At 74.5% G+C, this 23,290-nt stretch carries 21 protein-coding genes; 12 read left to right on the forward strand and 9 right to left on the reverse strand.

Annotated elements, in window-relative coordinates; all coding sequences use genetic code 11:
• Window positions 1-20 precede the first annotated feature (20 nt).
• The 5 genes from kdpB to ACZ6PY_RS02880 all read left to right on the forward strand — a co-directional run bounded on the left by kdpB (window position 21) and on the right by ACZ6PY_RS02880 (window position 7,608).
• Window positions 21-2,213 carry a potassium-transporting ATPase subunit KdpB gene (gene kdpB, locus ACZ6PY_RS02860; protein WP_466068631.1) on the forward strand — a complete coding sequence of 731 codons (2,193 nt, stop codon included), beginning with the start codon at window positions 21-23 and terminating at the stop codon, window positions 2,211-2,213.
• Entirely contained in the window at window positions 2,213-3,094 is an 882-nt protein-coding gene (locus ACZ6PY_RS02865; RefSeq protein ID WP_466068633.1) for a potassium-transporting ATPase subunit C, read from the forward strand. Before kdpB ends, ACZ6PY_RS02865 begins: the two co-directional genes overlap by 1 nt.
• An 85-nt stretch (window positions 3,095-3,179) precedes the next feature.
• On the forward strand, window positions 3,180-5,732 hold the full coding sequence (locus ACZ6PY_RS02870; RefSeq protein WP_466068635.1) for a sensor histidine kinase: 2,553 nt from the start codon (window positions 3,180-3,182) through the stop codon (window positions 5,730-5,732).
• Entirely contained in the window at window positions 5,729-6,427 is a 699-nt protein-coding gene (locus ACZ6PY_RS02875; protein ID WP_466068637.1) for a response regulator, read from the forward strand. Before ACZ6PY_RS02870 ends, ACZ6PY_RS02875 begins: the two co-directional genes overlap by 4 nt.
• Window positions 6,428-6,492: 65 nt before the next feature.
• Window positions 6,493-7,608 (forward strand): magnesium and cobalt transport protein CorA, encoded by a 1,116-nt coding sequence (locus ACZ6PY_RS02880; protein ID WP_466068639.1) that lies wholly within the window; start codon window positions 6,493-6,495, stop codon window positions 7,606-7,608.
• Here the strand turns inward: ACZ6PY_RS02880 and ACZ6PY_RS02885 are convergent.
• A complete protein-coding gene (locus ACZ6PY_RS02885; protein WP_466068641.1) occupies window positions 7,575-8,735 on the reverse strand; it encodes a low temperature requirement protein A in 1,161 nt (386 codons plus the stop codon). The genes ACZ6PY_RS02880 and ACZ6PY_RS02885 overlap by 34 nt on opposite strands.
• Window positions 8,732-9,946 carry an MFS transporter gene (locus ACZ6PY_RS02890; protein WP_466068643.1) on the reverse strand — a complete coding sequence of 405 codons (1,215 nt, stop codon included), beginning with the start codon at window positions 9,944-9,946 and terminating at the stop codon, window positions 8,732-8,734. Before ACZ6PY_RS02890 ends, ACZ6PY_RS02885 begins: the two co-directional genes overlap by 4 nt.
• Before the next feature lie 276 nt (window positions 9,947-10,222).
• On the opposite strand from ACZ6PY_RS02890, the gene ACZ6PY_RS02895 reads away from it, so the two are divergent.
• The 4 genes from ACZ6PY_RS02895 to ACZ6PY_RS02910 all read left to right on the forward strand — a co-directional run bounded on the left by ACZ6PY_RS02895 (window position 10,223) and on the right by ACZ6PY_RS02910 (window position 13,397).
• Window positions 10,223-11,251, forward strand: a complete 1,029-nt coding sequence (locus tag ACZ6PY_RS02895) for a DUF4331 family protein (RefSeq protein WP_466068645.1) — start codon at window positions 10,223-10,225, stop codon at window positions 11,249-11,251.
• 128 nt (window positions 11,252-11,379) lie between these two features.
• Entirely contained in the window at window positions 11,380-11,790 is a 411-nt protein-coding gene (locus ACZ6PY_RS02900; RefSeq protein ID WP_262287428.1) for a septal ring lytic transglycosylase RlpA family protein, read from the forward strand.
• 16 nt (window positions 11,791-11,806) lie between these two features.
• Complete coding sequence (locus ACZ6PY_RS02905) at window positions 11,807-12,403, forward strand: cell wall protein (RefSeq protein ID WP_466068647.1); 597 nt, start codon at window positions 11,807-11,809, stop codon at window positions 12,401-12,403.
• A 127-nt stretch (window positions 12,404-12,530) separates the two neighbouring features.
• Window positions 12,531-13,397, forward strand: coding sequence for a MauE/DoxX family redox-associated membrane protein (locus ACZ6PY_RS02910; RefSeq protein WP_466068648.1), 867 nt, complete (start codon window positions 12,531-12,533; stop codon window positions 13,395-13,397).
• Between the two features lie 34 nt (window positions 13,398-13,431).
• Here ACZ6PY_RS02910 and ACZ6PY_RS02915 read toward each other — a convergent pair whose 3' ends face one another.
• The 5 genes from ACZ6PY_RS02915 to ACZ6PY_RS02935 all read right to left on the reverse strand — a co-directional run bounded on the left by ACZ6PY_RS02915 (window position 13,432) and on the right by ACZ6PY_RS02935 (window position 19,109).
• Window positions 13,432-16,140 (reverse strand): M48 family metalloprotease, encoded by a 2,709-nt coding sequence (locus tag ACZ6PY_RS02915; RefSeq protein ID WP_466068649.1) that lies wholly within the window; start codon window positions 16,138-16,140, stop codon window positions 13,432-13,434.
• A complete protein-coding gene (locus ACZ6PY_RS02920) occupies window positions 16,133-16,654 on the reverse strand; it encodes a hypothetical protein (RefSeq protein ID WP_466068650.1) in 522 nt (173 codons plus the stop codon). Before ACZ6PY_RS02920 ends, ACZ6PY_RS02915 begins: the two co-directional genes overlap by 8 nt.
• 135 nt (window positions 16,655-16,789) lie before the next feature.
• Window positions 16,790-17,971: a low temperature requirement protein A gene (locus ACZ6PY_RS02925; RefSeq protein ID WP_466068652.1), complete on the reverse strand. Its 1,182-nt coding sequence runs from the start codon at window positions 17,969-17,971 to the stop codon at window positions 16,790-16,792.
• Between the two features lie 163 nt (window positions 17,972-18,134).
• Window positions 18,135-18,692: a DUF5994 family protein gene (locus ACZ6PY_RS02930; protein ID WP_466068654.1), complete on the reverse strand. Its 558-nt coding sequence runs from the start codon at window positions 18,690-18,692 to the stop codon at window positions 18,135-18,137.
• 3 nt (window positions 18,693-18,695) lie between these two features.
• Entirely contained in the window at window positions 18,696-19,109 is a 414-nt protein-coding gene (locus ACZ6PY_RS02935; protein WP_466068655.1) for a LapA family protein, read from the reverse strand.
• Between the two features lie 446 nt (window positions 19,110-19,555).
• Between ACZ6PY_RS02935 and ACZ6PY_RS02940 the strand changes: the two genes are divergently transcribed.
• Genes ACZ6PY_RS02940 through ACZ6PY_RS02950 form a run of 3 tightly spaced genes read left to right on the forward strand, consistent with a single transcriptional unit; the run spans window position 19,556 to window position 21,525 of the window.
• Window positions 19,556-19,729, forward strand: a complete 174-nt coding sequence (locus tag ACZ6PY_RS02940; protein WP_466068657.1) for a hypothetical protein — start codon at window positions 19,556-19,558, stop codon at window positions 19,727-19,729.
• Window positions 19,726-20,814: a fatty acid desaturase family protein gene (locus ACZ6PY_RS02945; RefSeq protein WP_466068659.1), complete on the forward strand. Its 1,089-nt coding sequence runs from the start codon at window positions 19,726-19,728 to the stop codon at window positions 20,812-20,814. The genes ACZ6PY_RS02940 and ACZ6PY_RS02945 overlap by 4 nt, the downstream gene beginning before the upstream one ends.
• Window positions 20,815-20,859: 45 nt before the next feature.
• Window positions 20,860-21,525 (forward strand): hypothetical protein, encoded by a 666-nt coding sequence (locus ACZ6PY_RS02950; RefSeq protein WP_466068661.1) that lies wholly within the window; start codon window positions 20,860-20,862, stop codon window positions 21,523-21,525.
• A 104-nt stretch (window positions 21,526-21,629) separates the two neighbouring features.
• Here ACZ6PY_RS02950 and ACZ6PY_RS02955 read toward each other — a convergent pair whose 3' ends face one another.
• Window positions 21,630-22,568, reverse strand: coding sequence for an HAD family hydrolase (locus tag ACZ6PY_RS02955; RefSeq protein ID WP_466068663.1), 939 nt, complete (start codon window positions 22,566-22,568; stop codon window positions 21,630-21,632).
• Window positions 22,569-22,621: 53 nt separating this feature from the next.
• On the reverse strand, window positions 22,622-23,272 hold the full coding sequence (locus ACZ6PY_RS02960) for a hypothetical protein (RefSeq protein ID WP_466068665.1): 651 nt from the start codon (window positions 23,270-23,272) through the stop codon (window positions 22,622-22,624).
• Window positions 23,273-23,290 lie beyond the last annotated feature (18 nt).

The raw sequence follows: 23,290 nt of genomic DNA on the forward strand, positions 1-23,290 counted from the left end.
CCACCATGAGGAACGAGGACATGTCCGTCACGCCCGTGACATCCGGCACCGGCGAGGAGCCGGTGGCCGGCACGCCCGCCACCCGCGGCAACCGGGTCGGCGGGGGTCTGCTGGACCCGAAGCAGCTCATCCGGTCACTGCCGGATGCGCTGCGCAAGCTCGACCCGCGCACGCTCTGGCGCAACCCGGTCATGCTCATCGTGGAGATCGGGGCCGTCTTCACCACGGTCCTGGCGGTGGCCGACCCGTCGGTCTTCGCCTGGGCGATCACCGTCTGGCTGTGGCTCACGGTGGTCTTCGCGAACCTGGCCGAGGCGGTCGCCGAGGGCCGGGGCAAGGCCCAGGCCGCCGCCCTGCGGCAGGCGAGACAGGACACGGTCGCCACCCGCCTGGTCGGCTGGACGCCCGGCGCGGCGGCGAACGCGTACCGCGACGAGGCGGTCCCCGCCCCGCAGCTCCGGCAGGGCGACATCGTCCTGGTCGAGGCCGGCGACATCATCCCCGGCGACGGGGACGTGGTCGAGGGCATCGCGAGCGTCGACGAGTCGGCGATCACCGGCGAGTCCGCGCCCGTCATCCGGGAGTCCGGTGGCGACCGCAGCGCGGTCACCGGTGGCACCCGGGTGCTCTCCGACCGGATCGTCGTGCGGATCACCCAGAAGCCGGGCGAGAGCTTCATCGACCGGATGATCGCCCTGGTCGAGGGCGCCAACCGGCAGAAGACCCCGAACGAGATCGCCCTGAACATCCTGCTCGCCGCGCTCACGATCATCTTCCTGCTGGCCGTGGTGACCCTCCAGCCGCTGGCGATCTTCGCCAAGGGCTACCAGGCGGCCGCACCGGACACCGGCGCGATCACCGACGCCGGCGTCAGCGGCGTGGTCCTGGTGTCGCTGCTGGTCTGCCTGATCCCCACCACCATCGGGGCGTTGCTGTCGGCCATCGGCATCGCCGGCATGGACCGCCTCGTGCAGCGCAACGTCCTGGCCATGAGCGGCCGGGCCGTCGAGGCGGCCGGCGACGTGAACACGCTGCTGCTGGACAAGACGGGCACGATCACGCTGGGCAACCGGCAGGCGGCCGAGTTCCTCCCGGTCGAGGGGGTGACCGCCGCCGAGGTCGCCGACGCCGCGCAACTGTCCAGCCTCGCCGACGAGACCCCCGAGGGCCGTTCCGTCGTGGTGCTCGCCAAGAACGAGTTCGGCCTGCGCGAGCGCGAACCGGGACTCATCCCGCACGCCACCTTCGTGCCGTTCACCGCGCAGACCCGGATGAGCGGCGTCGACCTCGGCGCGGAGAGCGTCGACGGCGGCGTCCGCCGGATCCGCAAGGGCGCCGCCGCCGCGGTCATGAAGTGGGTACGCGAGAACGGCGGCCACCCGACCGAGCAGGTGGGCGATCTGGTCGACGCGATCAGCGGCACCGGCGGCACCCCGCTGGTGGTCGCCGAGCACGTCGACGGCGAGCCGGCGCGCGCCCTCGGCGTCATCCACCTGAAGGACGTGGTCAAGGCCGGCATGCGCGCGCGCTTCGACGAGATGCGGCGGATGGGCATCCGGACCGTGATGATCACGGGTGACAACCCGCGTACCGCGAAGGCGATCGCGGACGAGGCCGGTGTGGACGACTTCCTCGCCGAGGCCACCCCCGAGGACAAGCTCGCCCTGATCAGGAAGGAACAGGAGGGCGGCCGGCTGGTCGCGATGACCGGCGACGGCACCAACGACGCGCCGGCCCTCGCCCAGGCCGACGTCGGCGTGGCCATGAACACCGGCACGTCGGCCGCCAAGGAGGCCGGCAACATGGTCGACCTCGACTCCGACCCCACGAAGCTCATCGAGATCGTGGAGATCGGCAAGCAGTTGCTGATCACCCGCGGCGCGCTGACCACCTTCTCGATCGCCAACGACATCGCCAAGTACTTCGCGATCATCCCGGCGATGTTCGCCGGCATCTACCCGGCACTGGACACGCTGAACGTCATGCGGCTGGCCAGCCCGGAATCGGCGATCCTCGCCGCGGTCGTCTTCAACGCGATCGTCATCGTCGCGCTCATCCCGCTGGCCCTGCGCGGCGTGCGCTACCGGCCGGCCAGCGCGTCGAAGCTGCTCAGCCGCAACCTGTGGGTCTACGGCCTCGGCGGCGTCATCGTGCCGTTCATCGGCATCAAGCTCATCGACCTGCTCATCCAGCTCATTCCGGGGATCTCGTGATGCGCCTCCCTACCTGGCTCGCCCACCATCTCGCCGCACTGCGTGCGCTGCTCGTGTTCACCGTCCTGCTCGGCCTCGCGTACCCGCTGGCCCTGGTCGCCGTCGGCCGGCTCCCCGGCCTCGACAGCCGGGCCGACGGCTCGCTGGTGAGCGTGAGCGGCCGGACCGTGGGCAGCTCGCTCATCGGCCAGTTCTTCACCGACGCGGACGGCAACCCGGTGCCGCGCTACTTCCAGTCCCGGCCGTCGGCGGCCGGCGACGGCTACGACCCGACCGCCACCTCGGCCAGCAACCTGGGCCCGGAGAGCGTGGTCGACACCATCGGCGCCGACCCCGACGACTCCACCCGGAGCCTGCTCACCCAGGTCTGCTCCCGCAGCCGGGACATCGGTGAGCGGGACGGCGTGGACGGGCGGCGGCCCTACTGCACGCGGGACGGTGTCGGGGCGGTGCTGGCCGTGTTCCGCGCCGGCGGGCTGACCGGCCCGATCACCCGGGTGGTCAGCGTCAACCAGGTCGCGCCGGCGACGCCCTTCGTCGGCAGCTGGCAGGGCGTCCCGGTCGAGCTGGCCCGGCCGGACCACGACTACGTGGCCGAGGGCGGGATCGTCACCCCGGTCCGGGGCGACGCGCCGGCCGAGCCGGCCGTGCCGGCCGACGCGGTCACCGCGAGCGGCAGCGGCCTCGACCCGCACATCTCCCCCGCGTACGCGGAGATCCAGGTGGCCCGGGTGGCGCGCGAGCGCGGGGCGGACCCGGCGGCGGTGCGGAGGCTGGTCGCGGAGCACACCAGCGGCCGAGCGCTCGGCTTCATGGGCGAGCCCGCCGTCAACGCCCTGGAACTGAACCTCGCGCTCGACCGGAGGTTCCCGGCGCGCTGACCGTTCGTCGGTGTTCGCGGAGGGATCCCGCCACGTCGCCCGGCGACCGGCGGGGTTCCCTCCTCCGGTCAGGGAGGATGGGTGCGTGGCCAGGGGTGAACTGCGGATCTATCTCGGGGCCGCCCCGGGGGTCGGCAAGACGTACGCCATGCTCGAGGAGGCCCAGCGCCGCGCCGAGCGCGGCACCGACGTGGTGATCGGTCTCGTGGAGACGCACGGCCGGCCGCACACCGCCGCCATGATCGGCGATCTCGAGCTGGTGCCCCGCCGGTCGATCAGCTACCGGGGTGTCGACCTCACCGAGATGGACCTCGACGGGGTGCTGGCCCGCCGGCCCGAGCTGGCCGTGGTCGACGAGCTGGCGCACACCAACGTCCCCGGCTCCCGGCACGACAAGCGCTGGCAGGACGTCCAGGAGCTGCTCGACGCCGGGATCAGCGTGCTGACCACGGTGAACATCCAGCACCTGGAGTCGCTCAACGACGTCGTCGCGCAGATCACCGGCACCACCCAGCGGGAGACGCTGCCGGACCAGGTGGTCCGGGCCGCCGAGCAGGTCGAGCTTGTCGACATGACGCCGGAGGCGCTGCGTCGCCGGATGGCGCACGGCAACATCTACCGGCCCGACCGGATCGACGCCGCGCTCGGCAACTACTTCCGGGTCGGCAACCTCACCGCGCTGCGCGAGCTGGCACTGCTCTGGTTGGCCGACAAGGTCGACGAGCAGCTCGACGCCTACCGCTCCCAGCAGGGCATCTCCGCCACCTGGGAGGCACGGGAACGGGTGGTCGTCGCGTTGACCGGCGGCCCGGAGGGCGAGACGCTGGTGCGCCGGGCGGCGCGGGTCGCCGCCCGGAGCAAGGGCGCCGACCTGCTGGCCGTGCACGTGGCCCGCAGCGACGGGCTGGCCGGCGCCGACCCGGCCCAGCTGGCCCGGCAGCGGGTCCTCGTGGAGAGCCTCGGCGGCACGTACCACCAGGTGCTCGGCACCGACATCCCGGCGGCGCTGCTCGACTTCGCGCGCGGCGTCAACGCCACCCAGCTGGTGCTCGGGGCCAGCCGGCGGGGGCGGTTCGCGCAGCTGCTCTCGCGCGGGGTCGGCGTCACCACGACCGCGCTCTCCGGCGCCATCGACGTGCACCTCGTGACCCACGCCCAGGCGGGTCGGGGCCGCCGGGCAGCCGTGCCCGCGGCGCTGTCCCGGCGCCGCAGGCTGCTCGGCTTCGCTCTCGCCGGGATCGGGATGCCGCTGCTCAGCCTGCTGCTCGGGGCGCTGCCCGACCTCACCCTGACCAACGACATCCTGCTCTTCCTCGCCGGGGTGGTGGGGGTCGCCCTGGTCGGCGGGCTCTGGCCGGCGCTGGCCGCCGCGCTCGGCAGCTCGCTGCTGCTCAACTGGTTCTTCACCCCGCCCGTCCACACCCTGGACATCGCCGAGGCGGACAACCTCCTCGCCCTCGGCGTGTTCATCGGGGTCGCCATCGCGGTCAGCTGGGTGGTCGACGTGGCGGCCCGGCGGACCCGCGAGGCCGCCCGGGCCTCCGCCGACGCGCAGACCCTGGCCACCGTCGCGGGCAGCGTGCTGCGCGGCGAGCGGCCGCTGCCCGCGCTGCTGGACCGGCTCCGGGAGACCTTCGCGGTGCGCGCGGTCAGCGTGCTGGAGCTGGCCGCCGAGGCGGAGGGCCGCCCGGCCCGGGACCGGGAGGCGGCGGCCTGGCGGGTGGTGGCCAGCGTCGGCGACGCCCCGCCGGGCAGCCCGAGCGCCGGGGAGACCGTGGTGCCGGTCGACGACCGGCTCAGCGTGGTGCTCGCCGGCCGGCGGCTGGAGGCCGCGGACCGCCGGGTCGTCGAGGCGTTCGCCGCCCAGGCCGCCGTCGCGCTGCGGCAGGAGCGGCTCGCCGAGGAGGCCGCCACCGCCCGGCCGCTCGCCGCCGCGGACCGGATGCGCACCGCGCTGCTCGCCGCGGTCAGCCACGACCTGCGTACGCCGCTGGCGTCGGCGAAGGCGGCCGTGAGCAGCCTGCGCAGCCACGACGTCGAGTTCGACGCCGACGACCGCGAGGAGTTGCTGGCCACCGCCGACGAGTCGCTGGACCGGTTGGGGCGGCTGGTGGCGAACCTGCTGGACATGAGCCGGCTCCAGGCGGGCGCGCTCGGCGTCAGCGCCACCGCGATCGGGCTGGAGGACGCCGTACCCCGCGCCCTGGACGAGCTGGGCCCGGCGGCGGCCGAGGTGACCACCGACATCCCGCCCGACCTTCCCGCGGCCCTCGCCGACCCCGGCCTGCTGGAGCGGGTGCTTGTCAACATCGTGGCCAACGCGCTGCGCCACAGCCCGCCCGGACGCCCGCCGACGATCACGGCCAGCGCGCACGCCGGTCAGGTGGAGCTGCGGGTGATCGACACCGGCCCGGGCATCCCGGAGGACCAGTGGGAGCACGTCTTCCTGCCGTTCCAGCGCCTCGGTGACCGGGACAACCAGACCGGGGTCGGGCTGGGGCTGGCGCTGTCCCGGGGGCTCGCGGAGGCGATGGGTGGCAGCATCACCCCGGAGACCACGCCCGGCGGCGGTCTCACCATGGTGCTGCGGCTGCCGGCCGGCACCGGCGGAATCGACCCGGAGGGGCCGCAGGAATGACCCGCATCCTGGTCGTCGACGACGAGCCGCAGATCCTTCGCGCCCTCCGGATCAACCTGCGGGCCCGCGGCTACGACGTCGCGGTGGCCGACAGCGGGGCGGCCGCGTTGAAGGCCGCCGCCGGCCATCCTCCGGACCTCGTGGTGCTGGACCTCGGCCTGCCCGACCTGGACGGCACCGAGGTGATCCGGGGCCTACGTGGCTGGACCGGCGTGCCGATCATCGTGCTCTCCGGCCGGGCCGGCAGCGAGGACAAGGTGGCCGCCCTCGACGCGGGCGCGGACGACTACGTCACCAAGCCGTTCGGGGTGGACGAGCTGCTCGCCCGGATCCGGGCGGTGACCCGGAGGCTCGCCGGCTCCCCGGCCGATGCGGCCGGCCCGGGGTCCGCCGCCACGCAGCGGATCGGCCGGCACACCGTCGACCTCGCCGACCGGGTGGTGACCCGCGACGACGGCGTCGAGGTCAAGCTCACCCCGACCCAGTGGGCGATGCTGGAGAAGCTGCTGCGGCACCCGGGCAAGCTGGTCAGCCAACGCCAGCTCCTGCACGAGGTGTGGGGCCCGGAGTACCACAACGAGACCAACTACCTGCGCCAGTACATGGCCCAGTTGCGGCGCAAGCTGGAGGACGACCCGGCGCGGCCCCGGCACCTGATCACCGAACCCGGCATGGGCTACCGCTACCGCCCGTGAACCGGCCGGGTTTGCCCCGGTCGTCGCGGGGGACTCGGCGGGCCGGCCGAGGAGCGGGGGAGGGCATGTCGGACAACCGGTTCCCGGCGCCGTCGGAGGGGTTCGGCCGCCGCCTCGACGAGCACGCCGCCGACGGGGGCGCGGCGGAGCCGGAGCGGCCCGCCGGGTTGGTCGACAGCGGGGTCTACGTCGACGGGGTGCGCCGCGCCTCACCGGTCAGTCTCGCCGACACGTTCTCCTGCCTGCAGGAACTCGACCGGGCCATGGCCTGGATCGGTTTGCTCCGGCCGAGCCCGGAGCAGATCGACTCGTTGGCCGCCGAGTTCCAGCTCCCGGAGCTGGCCGTCGAGGACGCCATCAACGCCCACCAGCGGCCGAAGCTGGAGCGGTACGGCGACACCCTGTTCGTGGTGCTGCGCGCCGCCCGCTACCTCGACGAGCGCGAGGAGGTCGAGTTCGCCGAGGTGCACCTGTTCCTCGGGCCGGGATTCGTGATCACCGTCCGGCACGGCGGCGCGCCTGACCTGGCCGGCGTCCGGCGGCGGATGGAGGCGGAACCGGCCGTCCTCGCACTCGGCCCCGAGGCCGTCCTGTACGCGGTGCTCGATCGGGTGGTCGACGGCTACGCCCCGGTGGTCGCCGGGCTGGAGAACGACATCGACGAGATCGAGACCGAGGTGTTCGGCGGCGACCCCAACGCCAGCCGCCGGATCTACGAGCTGAGCCGGGAGGTCATCCAGTTCCAGCGGGCGGCCCGCCCGCTGCTGAAGGTCGTCGACGCGCTCATCGTCGGCTTCGACAGGTACGGCACCGGCGAGGAGCTGCGCCGCCGGCTGCGCGACGTGGCGGACCACCTTACCCAGGTCGTCGAGCGGGTGGACGGCTTCCGGCACCTGCTGCAGAACATCCTCACCGTCAACGCGACCCTCGTCTCGCAGGCGCAGAACGAGGAGATGCGCAGCCTGACCGCCGCCAGCTTCGAGCAGAACGAGGAGATCAAGCGGGTGTCGGCCTGGGCGGCGATCCTGTTCGCGCCGACCCTGATCGGCACGGTCTACGGAATGAACTTCGCGCACATGCCGGAACTCGGCTGGCGGTACGGCTACCTGTTCGCCATCGCGCTGATGGCCGCCGTCTGCGGTGCCCTCTACCTGCTGTTCAAGCGCCGCGGCTGGCTGTGAGGCCGGTCCGACGGCCGCCGGTCGAGCAGCAGCATGACGACAAGCATCAGCACCACCGCGACGAGCTGCACCCGGGCGTTCAGCCGGGTGCCGACCGGGACGGTGGCGAGCACGGCCACGCCGGTGACCAGGCGGCTGAGCACCGGGGCTGAGTGCAGCGTGCGGCGCAGTCCCACGATCCCGACCAGGTACAGCGCCACGCCGCCGGCCAGCGCCAGGCCCGAGCGCCAGCCGGCCGGTTCTCCCGGATGCGCCACGGTGGCGTGGATGCCGGCCGCCGCCACCACGATGCCCAGCAGCAGCGGGATGTGGGCGAAGCCCACCCGGAGGGACAGCCGGGCCCGCTCCGGGCCGGTCGCCGCCAGCCGTTGCTCCGCCGCCGACGTGTCGGTGTAGTACGTCCACCACAGTGCCGCCGGCAGCGCCAGCGCCAGCGCGATGACGGCCACCGTGCCGATCCCGAGCTGGTCGGTGTCCACGCCCATCCCGATCGCCACCACGGACTCGCCCAGCGCGATGATCACCAGGAGGCCGTGCCGCTCGACGAAGTGCCCCGGCTGGAGCCGGAACATGGGCAGCACGCGCACCCAGGAGAAGCGGGGCACCAGGTACGGCACGACCGACTGGAGCGCGAGCGCCGCGAGCCACCACATGTACCGGGCCGTGCCGCCGACGAGACCGCCCACGACCACCAGCAGGGCCGACCCCAGGTTGTACGCGGCGAGCCGGGTCAGTGCCGGATTGACGCCGGCCTGCCTGAACAGCGACAGGTGCACGGCGATCACCACGAGGTAGCCCACGCCGAACAGCGGCCCGGCGTGGTCGAAGGCCTCGGGCACCGCGACCGCGGCCAGCAGGAAGCCGACCATCCCCACGAAGAGCAGCAGCTTCTGGCTGGGCAGCCGCGGCGGGACGGCGTTGGCCAGCCACACGTAGCCGTCGAACATCCACCACAGGATGCCGAAGAGCAGCAGCACCCGGGCCAGCCCGGCCGGCGTCAGCTCCTCCTGGAGCACCTGGGTGAGCTGGGTCAACGTGAAGACGAAGACGAGGTCGAAGAAGACCTCCACGGCGGTCACCCGGTCGGCCGGCGCCGGGTTGCCGGACCCCGGACGCGCGGGTGTCATGAGGACCGAGCGTAGACCTCCGCCCCGGGCTCGGGCCCCTTCTCGGGCCGCCGCCACTCCCCGCGCGAGGCGGCCTTGAGCATGGCCGTGCCGAGCAGCGCGGCGGCCGGGGCGACCGACAGGCCGTACCGGAGGTCGGTCGACACGAGCGGGCCGGCGAGCGCGGAGCCGGCGGCGCTGCCGACCACGAACGCCGTGCTCACCCAGGCGAACGCCTCGGCCACCGTGCCCGGCTCGGCGAGCCGCTCGGCGGCGAGGAAGATGGCGGTCAGCACCGGCGGCAGCGCGAGCCCGCTGACCACCAGCAGGCCGGCCATCGGGACCGGACCGGGGGCGAGCAGCAGTGGCAGGTAGCCGACCGTGAGCGCGGTGGCCAGCAGCGGCAGTCGCCCCGGCCCGCCCGGCCGGGCCCGGGTGTAGAGCAGGCCGCCGGCCAGGGCGCCGGCCGCCTGCGCCGCGAGCAGCCAGCCGCTGAGCCGGCGGTCGCCGGCCGCCTCGGCGTAGCCGGTCACGGCCACCGCGATGCTGCCGACCGCCGCGCCGACGCCGACCACGCCGGCCATCAGCACGCTGAACCGGGGTACGCGCAGCGGGCCGGCCCAGTGCCGCGCCGCCGGCACGCCGCGCCAGGCGCGGACGGCGGGGCTGAGCGCGTACGCCGCGGTGCCGGCGAGCTGCAGCACCCCGGCGGCGACCAGGCCGGCGGGCGGGCCGGCCAGGGTCACCGCGAGGAGGGTGGCCAGCGGGCCGACCACGAAGATCACCTCCTGCACGGCGATGTCCAGCGTGTACGCCGTGGGCACCGTGCCGGGCGGGAGCAGGGCGGGCCAGAGGGTACGCAGGCATGCCTCGAGCGGCGGCGTGCCGAGCCCGGCCACCGCCGCGCCGACCACGGCGCCGCTGAGGTGCCCGCCGGTCAGCGCCACCGCGCCGAACCCGAGGCCGGAGAGGACCGCGGCGGCCCACAGCACGGGCGGCTGCCGCCAGCGGTCCACCGCGCGCGCGAGCAGCGGCGTGCCCACGGCCATCCCGGCGGTGTACGCGGCCACCAGCAGGCCGGCGGCGGCCAGGCTCAGCGACTGGCGGGCGAAGAGGAGCAGGGCCAGCGGCCCGCTGGCGGTGGGCAGCCGGCCGACCTGGCTGCTGAGGAGGACCCGGAGGACCTGGGGTGCGCGCAGCACCGCCCGGATCCCGGAACTGTCGACGGACATGGGGCATCGCTCCCGGTGCGACGTGAGAGGGAAGGGGGCGTCCGGTGCCGGGGCGCCTCAGGGAGCGAAGTCGGCGCGCTCGTGGTCGTTGCCGTAGAGCGGCAGGGCAGGGGTGAGCCACTGGGCGTACGCGGCCGCCGTGGCCTCCACCGGGATCACCCGCCGACGGTAACCCACCGGGCGGCCCGGCGGAAAGTTGTTGTTCGGAGCCTTTGCGCCGTTATGCCCGGATAGGCTCGGATCTGCCGTGCCCAGCCGCTGACCCGGGAGACAGCCATGTCGCACCACCTCGACACCCCGCTCGCCGCCCAGAGCGGCCAGCTCTACCTCGACGACCTCTTCGTCTTCGACGGCGAGCGCGGAACCGTCCTGGTGATGGACGTCAACAGCTCGGTGACCCGCGCCGACATCAAGCCCGGCTTCCACCACGAGGCGCGGTACGAGTTCAAGCTGCACGTCGACGGCAGCGAGATGGAGGCGCTGACCTACCGGGTGGCCTTCGGCGAACTCGACGGCCAGGGCCGGCAGGAGCTCACCGTGCACGCCCTCACCGGGGCCGAGGCCTACGACGACGGCGCCACCGGCACGGTGGTCGCCCAGGGCCGCACCGGGGAGGAGGTGACCGGCCGCAACCTGCGGGTCTGGGCCGGGCGGATCACCGATCCCTTCTACATCGACCTGGACCAGCTCGCCACGGTCAACGACGCCTTCAAGAACGGCGCCCGGCTGGACCGCTCCGCCTGGCGGCCGGAGAACGCGAAGAACAGCTTCGCCGGCACCACCGTCGACTCGATCGTGCTGGAGGTGTCCCGGGACGAGCGGATGCTCGCCGTCGGCACCCACATCGGCGTCTGGGCGGCCACCAAGCTCGCCACCGACGCCGGCGGGTGGCGCCAGATCAACCGCGCCGGCCACCCCATGATGTGGCCGGTCTTCTGGCCCACCGACACCGACTTCTCGAACCCCGCCAACACGCGCCACCCCTGCGAGGACCTGCGGGCCGACGGCGAGGAGATCGCATCGACGATCGCCCGGGTGGTGGCGGCCAACGGCACCGCGCCGGACCCGGGTGCGTACGGCTGGAGCGTGGCCCGGGAGCTCTACCCGGACGTGCTGTCCTACCAGGTCGGCACCCCGGCGAACTACGGATTCGCGGCCCGCAACGGGCGGACCATGGCCGACAACGCGCCCGAGGTGATGTTCTCCCTGGTGTTGAACACCGGCATGACCTCCGGCCTCACCCCCGATGTCGCGAAGGACGCCCGCGCCGCCTCCTTCCCGTACGTGGTGCCCGCCGGCACGTGACCCGCTGAGCGGTTCCCGCCTGTAGGAAATCTTCGCCCTCCCTGTTGACGTGGATGGTTTCTGTCATAACAATCGCCATCTATATCGACATCCATCGTTGTCGATCAACGATCGGGAAGGAGGTATCCATGGCGGCCATCCAAGGCGAGGTGTCCTGGTTCTGCTGCGGCACCGCCTGGGGACCGTGCGGCACCGCCGGAGGCGGTGCCTGCGGCACCTGCAGGTCGGGCAACTACCAGCACGCCTGGCCGAACACCTCGGACGCGTGCTGGGCCATCACCCACCCGGACACCTGCGGCCTCAGCATGAGCCGGCGGACCTGCGGCTTCCGCCACTACACCACCAACCGTTGCAACGGCGCCCGGGTCGGCACCACCATCGCCGACTGCGGTCCGCAGACGGACCTGTTCTGCGGCGAGCGCACCTGCTGCGGCTCGGCCTGCGGCAGCAACCGGATCATCGACCTGACGCCCGCGGCGTTCAGTGCGATCGGCAGTCTCTCCGTGGGGCTGCGGCCCTGCTCGGTCGACACCGTCTGAACGGGAGGGAACCGTCATGCCGCAGACCCTGGACCGCCGCCGCCTCCTCGCCACCGCCGCGCTCGGCGGCGTGGTGGGCGCCACCGGACTCGGCTCGCTCGCCCCCGAGGCGGCCTTCGCCGCCGAACCGGCGACCGTCGAGCCCGGCGCGCCCGATCCCAACTTCGTCGAGGGCCGGATCAGCAAGATCTCCGGCCACCTGCTGCTGGTCACCGGATCCGACACCGTGCTGCACTCGATCCGGATCACCGACGGCACGAGCATCTGGAAACTGCACCCGACCACGTTCGACCGGGTGGCCATCGGCGACGGGCTCTACGCCCGCGGCGTCCGCCTGCCCGACGGCACACTCGCCGCCGACTCGGTGTGGGTCAACATCGTCAACCTGCACGCGCACATCGCCGCCGTCGGCCGCAACCTGCTCCACCTCGACCACAAGGGCCAGCGCATCGTCGCCCACGTCGTGCCCGGCCGCTCCGCCGCGGTCTACAACGGCACGCCGGCCATCAGCGACCTGTCCCTGCTCCGCGTGGGCCGGCACGTCCAGGTGCTCGGCGCCTGGCACCCGGACACCAACGAGATCGACATCGCCACCGTCTACGCCGCCGCCTGACCGGTACGCCCGGCGGCTCCAGCTCGCGGCGCCGCGCCGGACGCGGCGAACTGGAGCCGTCGCAGGGCGGCCCGGCCCCAACCGGCCGTCCGGGCGTCACCCGTCGGCCCACCCGAGGGGAGAACCCATGATCGACATGATCGCGGCGCTGCAACCGCTGGTCGTCGGCGCGGTGCTGATCTGGTCCGCCCGCGTGAAGCTCCTCGACCGGCACGCCGCCACGGTCGCCCGGCGGTCCGCGCTCGCCCGGCTGGTCGGGGAACACCGCGCGCTGCCCGCGTACCGGCTGCTCGGGGCCGTCGAGCTGATCCTCGGCGTGCTCCTCCTGCTGCCGCCGGCCCTGCGGCTGGAGACCGCCGCCGCGACCGCCGTGGCCGTCGGCTTCCTCGGCTACCTGGCGTACGCCCGCCGGGCCGCCCCGACCTCCTCGTGCGGCTGCCTGAGCAGCCGCCCGACCCCGGTCTCCGGTCGCAGCCTCGGCCGGGCCGCGCTGCTCGTCGCGGCGGCCGGGCTGGCCACCGCGGCCCCCGGCGCGTGGCCGTCCGCGCTCACCGAGCGTCCCCTGGCCGGCGGCGTGGTGCTGCTGGCCGAGGCGGCGGCCGTGGTGGCGCTGTCCCCCGAACTGGACGCCGGCTGGCTGCTGCCGCTGCGCCGGCTGCGCGCCCGGCTGACCGACCCGCTGCGCGGCGGCACCGGGCTGCCGCTGCTCGCCACCGTGCAGCAGGTCCAGCTCAGCGACGCCTACCGGCGGGTCGTGCCGCTGCTCCGTTCCGACGTTCGCGAGCACTGGGACGACGGCGAGTGGCGCTTCGTCGGCCACGCCGCGCGCTACCAGGGCCGGCCGGCCACCGCGGTCTTCGCCGTCCCGCTGGCCGACGGCGGGCCCGACGCGGTACGGGTCGCCGTCGTCGACGACGCCACCGGGCAGACGCTGCTGGCCCTGGCCGGCGCCGGGCGGCCCGCGGGGCCGCGGCTCGACGTGGTGCCAGCCTGACGGGCGGACGGGACCACCGGCCCCGGTGGTCCCGTCACGCCGGGCTGCGGACGAAGGTCTCCTCGCCCCACGACCCGTCGTCCCCGTCGAACCGGATCACCAGCTCGGCCGGTCCGCACCGGTAGGTGCTGGCCGAGTCGTCCACCACCGTGGTGACATCGGCCTCCCGCCCGTCCACCCGCAGCAGCGCGAGGTCACCGGTGGTCACCACGTTCCGCTGGGTGTACCGGCCGGCGCGGGCTGTCCACCGGTAGGTCTGGGTGCCCCGGCGCACCCGCCGGACGGTGTGCCCGTTCACCGTCCCCTCGGCCACCGTGAGGTCGTAGAGGTCGGTCGCCGTGCCGTCGGCCCGGTACGCGGTGGCGAACCCGGTGGCCGCCCCGCTGCTGAGGTCGACGGTCGTGGCAGCGGTCAGCCCGGCCAGCCGTCCCAGGGTAGAGTCCGTGGCGACCGGCGCGTGGTAGCGGCCGGTGGCGAGCCGCCACACCCCGACCAGGCAGCGGTCCCGGTCCACCGGCACGCCGGGGCTGCCCGGCCCGTCCGCCGTGACGACCGCGGCGGCCAGGCCGAGCAGCACGGCCGTCGCCGCCGCCGGGGCCGGCCAGCGCGCGGAGCCCACCCGGGCCAGCACGGCCGTCGCGGCGGCGCCGAGCGCCGCGGCGAGCGTGGCGAACACCGGGGCGACGAGCAGGGCATGTCCCAGCGCGCGGGCCACCGCGGCCCGGTCGGGCCCGGCGCAGCCGGCGCCCGGCGGGCCCGTGTCGCAGGAGAGCAGCACGCCGGAGGCCAGCACCGCCGGCGCCAGCAGAACCCCGGCGGTGAGCGCCGCGAGCGTGCCGTGCCAGACGGACAGGCGCCGGCCGGCAACGACCACCACCGCGGCGGTGGCCTCGACAAGCGTCACGGGCAGCAGGGTGTGCCCGTCGACCAGACCGCGCAACGTCGCCGGCCCGAGGCCCGGGTCGCGGGCGGCCACCGCCGCACCGGCCACCACCACCGGGAGCGCGACGGCGGCCACGATCCCCGCGACCGCGCCGACCCGCAGCGCCCGCCGTGCGGTGGCGCCGGTCGCGGCGAGCGGGAAGAGGGCGGCGGCGAGCGGCGCGGCCAGCAGGTAGGGCGCCTGGTCGGCGAGGACCCGCACGTGCAGGGCGAGGGTGTCGACAAGCGTCACGACGGTGACCCGGTCCGGGTGCCCCTCCCGGGCGGCGAGCAGCATCAGCATGCTCAGGTCACCGTCGGCGGACCAGGCGTCCAGCACGAACACCGCGCCGAGGAGACCTGCGGTCAGCAGGGTCGTCGCCAGCGCGGCCGAGGCCCAGACGCGCCCCACCGCGCGGCCCTCGGCGTGCCGGGGGAGCCGGCGCAGCCAGGCATCGGCGCCCAGCGCCACCCAGCGCCCGAGCAGGGCGCCGCCGGCCACGGCGCACAGCGACAGCGCCAGCTCCACCCACCACGCCGGACGGTCGTCGGCGTAGCCGGCCGACCAGGCCAACCGCCGGCCGACCAGCAGCCCCACCACCAGCGCCGCCCCGAACACCGCACCCCGGACGGGCCGGTCACCGTGCCGCCGGGCCCACCAGGCCGACCGCCAGAGCGTCCCGGTCAGCACCAGCGCCAGCGGGGCGCCGAGCAGCAACCCCGCGGCCTGCGAGCCGCCGCCGACCGGGTCGAGCCCCGCCAGCGGGCGCGGCAGGTGGGACAGCAGGTCCACCAGCGGAGGCGCGGCGATGCCGGCCGCCAGCCCCGCGCCGAGCGCCTCGACCGGCCGGGCGGACACCAGCCGCCGCGGCCGGTCCAGCTCGTCGGCGCGGGCCCGGGCCAGCGGGTGGAACCGGAACAGCGCGGCCAGCCGGTCCCGCCACCCGGTGGGCCGCCGGCCGGCGTCGAGCAGCGCCCGGGCGGTCGCCGCGTCGTCGCCGCCCAACCGGGCGTCCGCGGCGAACTCGCGGGCGCGCAGCACCGACCAGGCGGACACCTGCACCACCACGGCGAACAGCGCCAGCCGCCACACGTCCCGAACCAGGTCCGGCGCCCGGAGCGCGCTGAGGAAGGTGACGGCGGCCGGGGCCACCACGCCCAGCGGGAACGCCCACGCCAGCGCGACGGTCAGCCGGGTCAGGTCCACGTCCGCGTTGCGCAGGTGGGCGAGTTCGTGCAGCACGACGGCCCGGAACCGCGCCGGGGCCGTCCGGTGGGCGTGCACCAGCCCCAGGTCCAGCCGGACGTACCGGGTGGCGACGGTGCCGAACGTGTTCCCGCTGACCCGGGCCGACCGGGACACCAGGAAGGTGGGCGCCCGCCGCAGGCCGGCCTCCCGCACCAGCGTCGCCAGGTCGGCCCGCAGCGCCTCCGTGCCCGGCACCCGGTCCAGCCGGCGCAGGCCGCGCAGCCGCCGCTCGACCCACGGCGCGGCCAGGTAGACCAGCGCGGTCACCGCCACGAGCACCGCCAGGCCGACGAGCATCTGGCGCAGCACGTCCGCGCCGAGGGTGCCGAGGCACCGCTGCACCGCGTCGGCCGACGCGGCGTCGACCGTGCCGGCCCGTACGTCGACCGGCGGCGGCAGGCCGGCCAACCCGGCGAGGCAGACGGCCCGCTCCCGGGTGACCACCGGATCGATCAGGACGACCTGCCAGCCGAACATGCTGGTCCCGGCCACCGCCGTCACCACGGCGACGAACCGGCCCAGGGTGGCCGACGGAAGTGGCGGGTGCGGTGTCCCCGGCCGGGGCTCACCCACCGTCGGCGTCCGTGCCGAACCGGGACGCGAACGCCTCGCGCACGGCGTCCCGCAGGACGGCGACCTGGTCCTCGGTGAGCTGCCAGCGCGGCTCGCGGGCCGCCGCCGTGACGGCCTCCTCGATCCGCAGCAACTGGCCCGGCCGCAGCCGCACCGGCAGTTCCGGGGAGCGGCGGGACGGCCGGCGCCGGCCGAGCGCCCGCAGGCCACCCCGGACCGCGTCGGTGGTCTCGGCCTGCACGGCGTCCCGCAGCGCCGCGAGGCCGACGCCGCACAGCACCATGACGTACGGCAGCACCGGTTCGACGACCTCGGTGAACCCGCCGCCGCCGGCCTCCCCGCCGCCCACCCGGACCAGCGCACCGGGGTCCCGCCGCCACCGGCCCGGACGGCGCCGGTAGGCGGGGGCGAGGAGGGGCAGCAGGTGCTCCTCCTGTGGGGCGACCGCGCGGATCGCCACGCGGACGAGGTCGTCCTCGGTGCTCGTGTCCGGAGCGGGCCTGGTCGTGCTCATGCCGTCGCGCCTCCTGGCCGGATGGTCGGGAAGCGGCAGCTTCCGGCGTCAGGGTAGGGACTGGGCACCATGCGTGACGATCAGCAATCGGACAGTAGTTCCGCACGCACACCGTGGTCGTGGGGCAGCTTCCAGCTACATGGCGGGCGCTGGTGGCTCGGGTGGATTCCCGAAGGCCCGGACGGCGTCGGCGACGGCGACCCCGGCCAGGACGAGGGTGGCGGCGAGGCCGGCCGCCAGCGCGGGCGCATGCAGGAGGACCGCCGCCGCGACGGCCAGCACGAAGAGGGCGACCAGCCGGGACGGCGACACCCGGCTGAACACCTCGTACTCGAACCGGGCGCGGCCGGTCAGGAACAACGCGGGCCCGCCGAAGATGACGCCGGCCAGCCAGGGCGTGGTGGGCTCGGCGGGATGGGCGATGGCCACCTCGAAACCGGCGGAGGCGGCGACCACGCCGGCCACCATCACCAGGTGGGTGTTGGGCGCGGACCGGACGAATCCCCCCGGGTCCCGGGCCGACTCGATGGTGGCCTGCAGCAGCGATCCGGCGCGGTGGACGTAGATCTGCCACAGCAGCACGGTGGCGGCGAACGCGACCAGGAGCGCCGCCGTCCGGCCGGCTGTCACGTCGTGGTCGGCGTAGGTCAGGGTGGTGACGAGGATGAGGTCACCGAGAGCCAGAGTGAAGAACTGCTGGTAGCGCTCCGCCAGATGGTCGGCCGCCACCCGGTACTGGGACGCGGGCACCTTCCCGATTCGTGGGGTGGGGTAACGCAGCCAGGCCGACCCGTAGTCGACGGCGAGCGCGGCCGTCCACAGCACGCCCCGCGCCCAGCCGGCCACGAGACCGCCGGCGAGCCACGGTACGGCGGACAGGACGAACCAGAAGATGAACCGGCTCGCGTGCATCCGTGCCGTCCCGCCGTGCAGCGCGGCGACCAGGAAGATGCCACGGCCCAGGTGAATCGCCACGTAGGCGCCCGCGAAGGTCAGGGCGTGGTCGGAAAAGGCCTCGGGCACCGTGCCGGCCATCAGGATGGTCCCGAGCATGACCCAGAGCGTCATGGCGAAGATGGGCGGCCGCTGCCTGTGGTAGAGGTCGGTGGTCAGCGCGGTGACGGACCAGACCCACCAGATCGCCATGAGCAGCAGGACGGTCTGGAAGACCCCGACCGCGTCGAGACGCTGAGCCAACGATCGGGACGTCAGGGCGAGCGCGGCGACGAACACCAGATCGAGGAACAGCTCCAGCAGGGTCGCCCGCTGCGGTCCACCGCCTGCGCGGGTCAACCCCACCGCTCGGTCGATCGTCATCAGGGGCCCGTCTGCTGACTCCGGCGTCGTACGGGACCCGGCACCGCCGCCCGACCGGCCGAAACCGGGCGCGTCGGACGCGGCCGGATGCCCCGCTCGACACTAGGCGAGCGTCGGCCTCAGCGGGCGGGAACGCGGGCCGTGCACCCTCGGCCCGCACCGGTCAGTCCCGTCCCGGGCCGCCCCGTGACCCGCCGCCCCTCGCGGCGACCCCGCCGCCGCCCTCGTTCTCCCACACCGCGCGCGGATCGGCGCCGGTGCTGGCCCTCGGGGCCGGTGACACCCGCAGGGCGGCCAGGATCTCCGGCGCGCGCCTGACGTTTGTCGGGTCGGCGGCGGCCGCCATCGCCTGCTCGGCTGCGGCCGCCGCGGTGGCGGGCGGCACGATGAGCAGGTCGACCTGGATGTCCCCGCCGGTGGTGGCAACCAGCACGGCGGGGTCGAGGGTGTCGAACCAGCCGAGCCGGACCAGATCCGGTCCGACGGCCAACCGGCGGATCCGGCTGTCCCAGGCGTCGATGTTGAGCATGATGTGCCGGATCCGGCCGTGGCGTTCCGCCAGGGCGAGAACGAGACCCGGCAGTTCGGCGACCGGGTCCCAGGACCGGGGCCACCACGCGCCGTCGAGGACCGACCGCGCGCGGTTGGTGGGAAGGACGAGCCGGGGCGCGGTGGGCGCGGACGGGGGGCGCACGGTGCCCCGTTGCCGGGTGACGGACATGGGTCAGCCCTCCCGGTGGGTGGCGGCGCCGGTCGTCGGCGATGCGGTCGGTCCGGGTGCGGGCGACCCGGGGGCCGCCGTGGCGCGCCGTCGTTGCCGCATCCTCAGCTGCACGATCCGGGCGGTGCCGGGAAGGGCGACGAGCAGGACCCCGATGATCGCGGCCAACAGCAGCGCCACACCGACCGGCAGGGCGGCGTGTGCGCCGAGGAACGTCACCTCGGCGCGCTGCCCGTTCTGCAGCACGAAGATCATGAGCAGCAGGAGCACGATCGCGAACACCACGGCGACGACCCACAGCTCCCCGATCCGCGATCGCTTCGCCCGGGGACGACGGAAGGTCGGACGAGCAGCCGTCGGGCCGTCGTGGCCGTTGAGGGTGGAGAGTGGGACGGGCCTGTTCCGAGGTGCGGTCATCACGAACCGCCGCCTTCCGATGGGTGCCCGACGCACCCGCTGCCGGGGTGGGCCGGCGCGGGCGGTCGGGTGAGGGGCGGGCCTGCGACGGACTGTCGCTGCCCGGGCGTGCCGGTGCGGGAAGCTGCCGGCCGGGGACGCGACGTGGAGTCGGCGACCGGGCTGCTGAATGGGCGGCGGTGGGGGGACGCGGTGGCCCGATCGGTGGGGGAGGTCCGCCCTCAGCGGACCGTCACTAACCGGAGCCCCGAGCGACACCCTCAGCGTACGCCTCTCCCGGCGGTACCGCCCCGCGAAAGCCGCTGGGCAGCCGCCCTCGACCAGGTGCGGATGCCCTCCCCGGAGGCGTACGGTGAATATGTCGCCCGGGTCTCCGGTGGCTGCCAGTGCCGCCACCGCCGTTGATGAGCATGACTCTTCCGGGCGGCGCTACCAGGGAGCACCCGATGCGGATCGCCCGGCACAGGATCGTCAGCCTTCTTCGTCAACGCGGCCAGCAGGTCAGGGCCGACTGGGTCGAGCGTGAGCTACCGGAGCGGGTGAACTCCGACGAGCACACCGGATTGTTCGCCATCCTGCGGCTCGACCCGGCCGACCTGGCCGACACCCCGAGCCCGTGACGGTCTCCCCGCCCGGACCGGTGGCCCGGCCGGCGCCTGCCGCGGCACGACCACGAGACCCGCAACGGGGAAGCGACTACGCCGACCTGTCCCGGCAGATCCGGGCGGCGGGCCTCCTCGAACGGCGGCGCGGCCACTACGCGCTACGGATCGGCCTCGTCGTCGGCTGCTCCGCCGGACTGTGGGCCCTGTTCGTCAGGTCGGGCGAGTCATGGTGGCAGCTCGTGCTCGCGGTGGCCCTCGCCGTGGTCTTCGCGCAGGCCGCGTTCATCGGCCACGACGCCGGTCACCGGCAGATCGCGCGCTCGCGACGGGCCAACGACCTGATCGGCCTCCTGCACGGCACCCTGTTGACCGGAATCAGCTACGGCTGGTGGGTGGACAAGCACAACCGGCACCACGCCCACCCGAACACCGAGGGCAGGGACCCCGACATCGGGGTGGCGCCCCTGTCCTTCACGGCCGACCAGGCCCGGCGTCGGCGCGGCCTCGGCGCACTGGTCGTGCGTCACCAGGCGTACCTGTTCTTCCCGCTGCTCCTCCTGGAGGGCCTGCACCTGCACGGCAACAGCGTGCGGGCGGTCCTCCGGCGGCGCCCGCTCGCGCGCCGGCCCGTCGAGGCCGGGCTGCTGGCCCTGCACCTGGGCGGCTACCTCACCGCCGTGTTCCTCGTCCTGAGTCCGGCGCAGGCCGTCGTGTTCATCCTGGTCAACCAGGGTGTGCTCGGCCTCTACCTCGGTTGCTCGTTCGCTCCCAACCACAAGGGCATGCCGATCCTCGGTGCCGACGACGACCTCGGCTACCTGCGGCGGCAGGTGCTCACCTCCCGCAACGTGCGGGGCGGGAGGTTCGTCGACATCGCGCTCGGCGGGCTGAACTACCAGATCGAGCACCACCTCTTCCCCAGCATGCCGTGTCCCAACCTGCGTCACGCCCAGCCGTTGATCCGGCGGTTCTGCGCCCAGCACGGCCTCGACTACCACGAGACCACCCTCGGCCGCTCCTGGGCGGAGGCGCTGCGCCACCTGGACGACGTCGGCTCCCGCGAGCGGCTCGCCGGGCACCGACCCGCCCGCCGCCGGTGACCGGCGGCCGGCCGGACCCTTGTGGAGGGTTGCCATCATCGACGCGTGACGTGGAATGACCTGGCCCGTCCGAGAGGTGCTCCACCGGGCGACGAAGCGACAGCTGTCCGCGTCGACAACCGCACCAACCTGGTCGTCGCGGAGTACACCGCGATCCGGGCCGTCATGGCGCAGAAATCCGCCGCGTCGCACGCCCTGGTCGGCGCGTACCTGACCGTGGTCGCCGTGATCCTCGGGTTCGTGGTGGCGAACCGGGCCGATCCGCGCCTGCTGCTCGCGGTTCCCGTGCTGGCGGCAACCTCGGGGATCACCATCCTGCGGCGCCGCCGCGACCGCGAGGCGGCGAACCGGTACACCCGGGAGGTGCTCCGGCCCATCGCCGTGGAGTGCTCCGGGGACGACCGGGTCTTCCGGTGGGACGAGTTCTACGCGCAGCAGCGGGACGCCCGGTCCCTCCTGTACGAGTTCGGTTTGCAGCTGGTCTTCCCGCTGTCCGGGTTCGTCTGCCTGTTCGTGACCCTGCCGCTGCTGGCCTCGGTCGGGGAGTGGCTCGCCTGGCTCACGGGACTGAGCTTCCTCGTCGCGTTGATCTCGGCGTACGTCCACGAGAACAGGCGTCATCTCGCCCGTACCGTGTCCGGCGCCCGGGCCGTCGGGTCCCGGGTGGCGCGCAGACTGCGACGGCGCGGCGGGGGTGGCGGTCCCGCCTGACCGGCCGCCGCTTCCTCGATCTCCGTCCCGGGACGTCGCCGAGGCGCTCGAACGGAGGGCCTGACCGGCGTCACCTGCACCCCGCGGCCGCCGGGCCGGGCCGGTCAGGGCGTGCCGACCGCCGGCAGCAGCAGGTCGGCGAGCTCACGCCACGAGGTGACCACGGCGACGACGCCGGCCCGGCGCAGCGCCTCGATCCGTCCGGCGCGTTCCGCCTCGGGCACGAACATCACGTTGCCGACGGTGGGGAAGCCGGCGGCCACGGCGGACCGCACGCCGGGCACCGAGTCCTCCACGGCCAGACCCTCGGCGCCGGCGCAGCCCAGCTTCCGCCCGGCGTGCAGGTAGATCGCCGGGTCCGGCTTGCCGATGGGTACGGGCAGCGAGTCCTCGGCGCTGTAGCGCAGCTCCACCGGGATGAGCCCGGCCAGCCCGGTGGCGCGGAAGCAGGCCGTCAACCGGCTGCCCGCGCTGCTGCTCACCGCGGCGAGCGTGACATGCGGGGCGAGGGTGCCGAGCACGTCCCGCACCTGCGGGTCCGGCCGCAGCACGTCGCCGAGGTGGGCGGTGACCCGGGCCTTCTCCTCGGCCACCCAGTGCTCCAGTGCGGCGGCGGTCAGCACCGGGCGGCCGGCCAGGGTCGGTCCCGGCGCGACGACCGCCTCCGGACGCCCCCCGGCGACGGTGGCCTCGACGGGTACGCCGGCGGCGACGCAGAGGTCCACAGCCGTGGTGCGGAAGTTCCTGCCGGTGGAGCCGGCGCGCAACTGCTCGGCGGTGAGGGTGCCGGGCACCTTGTACGCGGCCAGGAACGCGTTGGCCACCTCGACCGAGGCGGTGAAGGCGGGCTCCTCGGACGGGAAGAGGTTGCCGTCGGCGTCGCACAGCAGCACCCGTATCGCGGACAGGTCGACCTCGGAGAACTGGATCAGGGCGGACTCCTCGGGAGCGGGGACGGGTCCCGGCCGGCGGACGCGGTGCCCGCCGGGGGAAGGAGCTGGGCGGGCGGGCCGTCGCCGCTGGTGCCGGCGGGTCCGTCCCATGATGCTCCGGGCCACACCCTGCCCGTGGTGCGTCCCCGGGTCCCGCCGTCCGCCTATGCCGACATGGCCGCGTACGGGCAGATCGCCGGCCTGGCGGGGTTGCGCCCGGGTTGCCGCAGCCCGGGACTCCGCCACATCGGGTAGGTGGTGGTGCCGTCGGGAAGCGTGAAGGGCTGGTGGGCGACGTAGCCGTGGCGGGCGTACCGGTCCCGCTCCGCCGGGGTGTTCGCCTCGGTGTACGTGGGGAGCCGGGCCTGGCCCATCCGGGCGTTGCTCGCGGCCAGCAGGGCGCTGGCGCGTCTGATCCGGTGCGGCTGCGCGGTGACCGCGAAGAACGCCAGGTGGTTGTGGGGCTCGGTGGGCCGGTGCGCGCGCAGGACGTCGTCAAGCTGAAGGAAGCGGTCCAGGTGGTCGGCGCACGCGACGGCGAGGCGCTCGCCGTACCCGGTGGGCGCGGGGGTGGGCCCGTACTCGTGGAGCCAGACCGCGGCGGCGGAATGGTCCTGCAGGAGGTACGCCTCGCCGGAGAGGAGTGCGTGTTCGGTCCAGACGCGGACGACGGCGGTGAGCACGTCCCGGCGGCGGCGGTCGTCGGGCACCAGCCAGGCGCCGGTGGGGCTGTCGGCGAAGGGACCGGCGACAAGATCGACGATGTCGTGGACGTCGCGCCATCTCGCGCGGCAGACGGGCACTGTGTGGTTCACGGAGTTCTCCCGGTGACG

Source organism: Micromonospora sp. NPDC048907 (genome assembly GCF_055586885.1).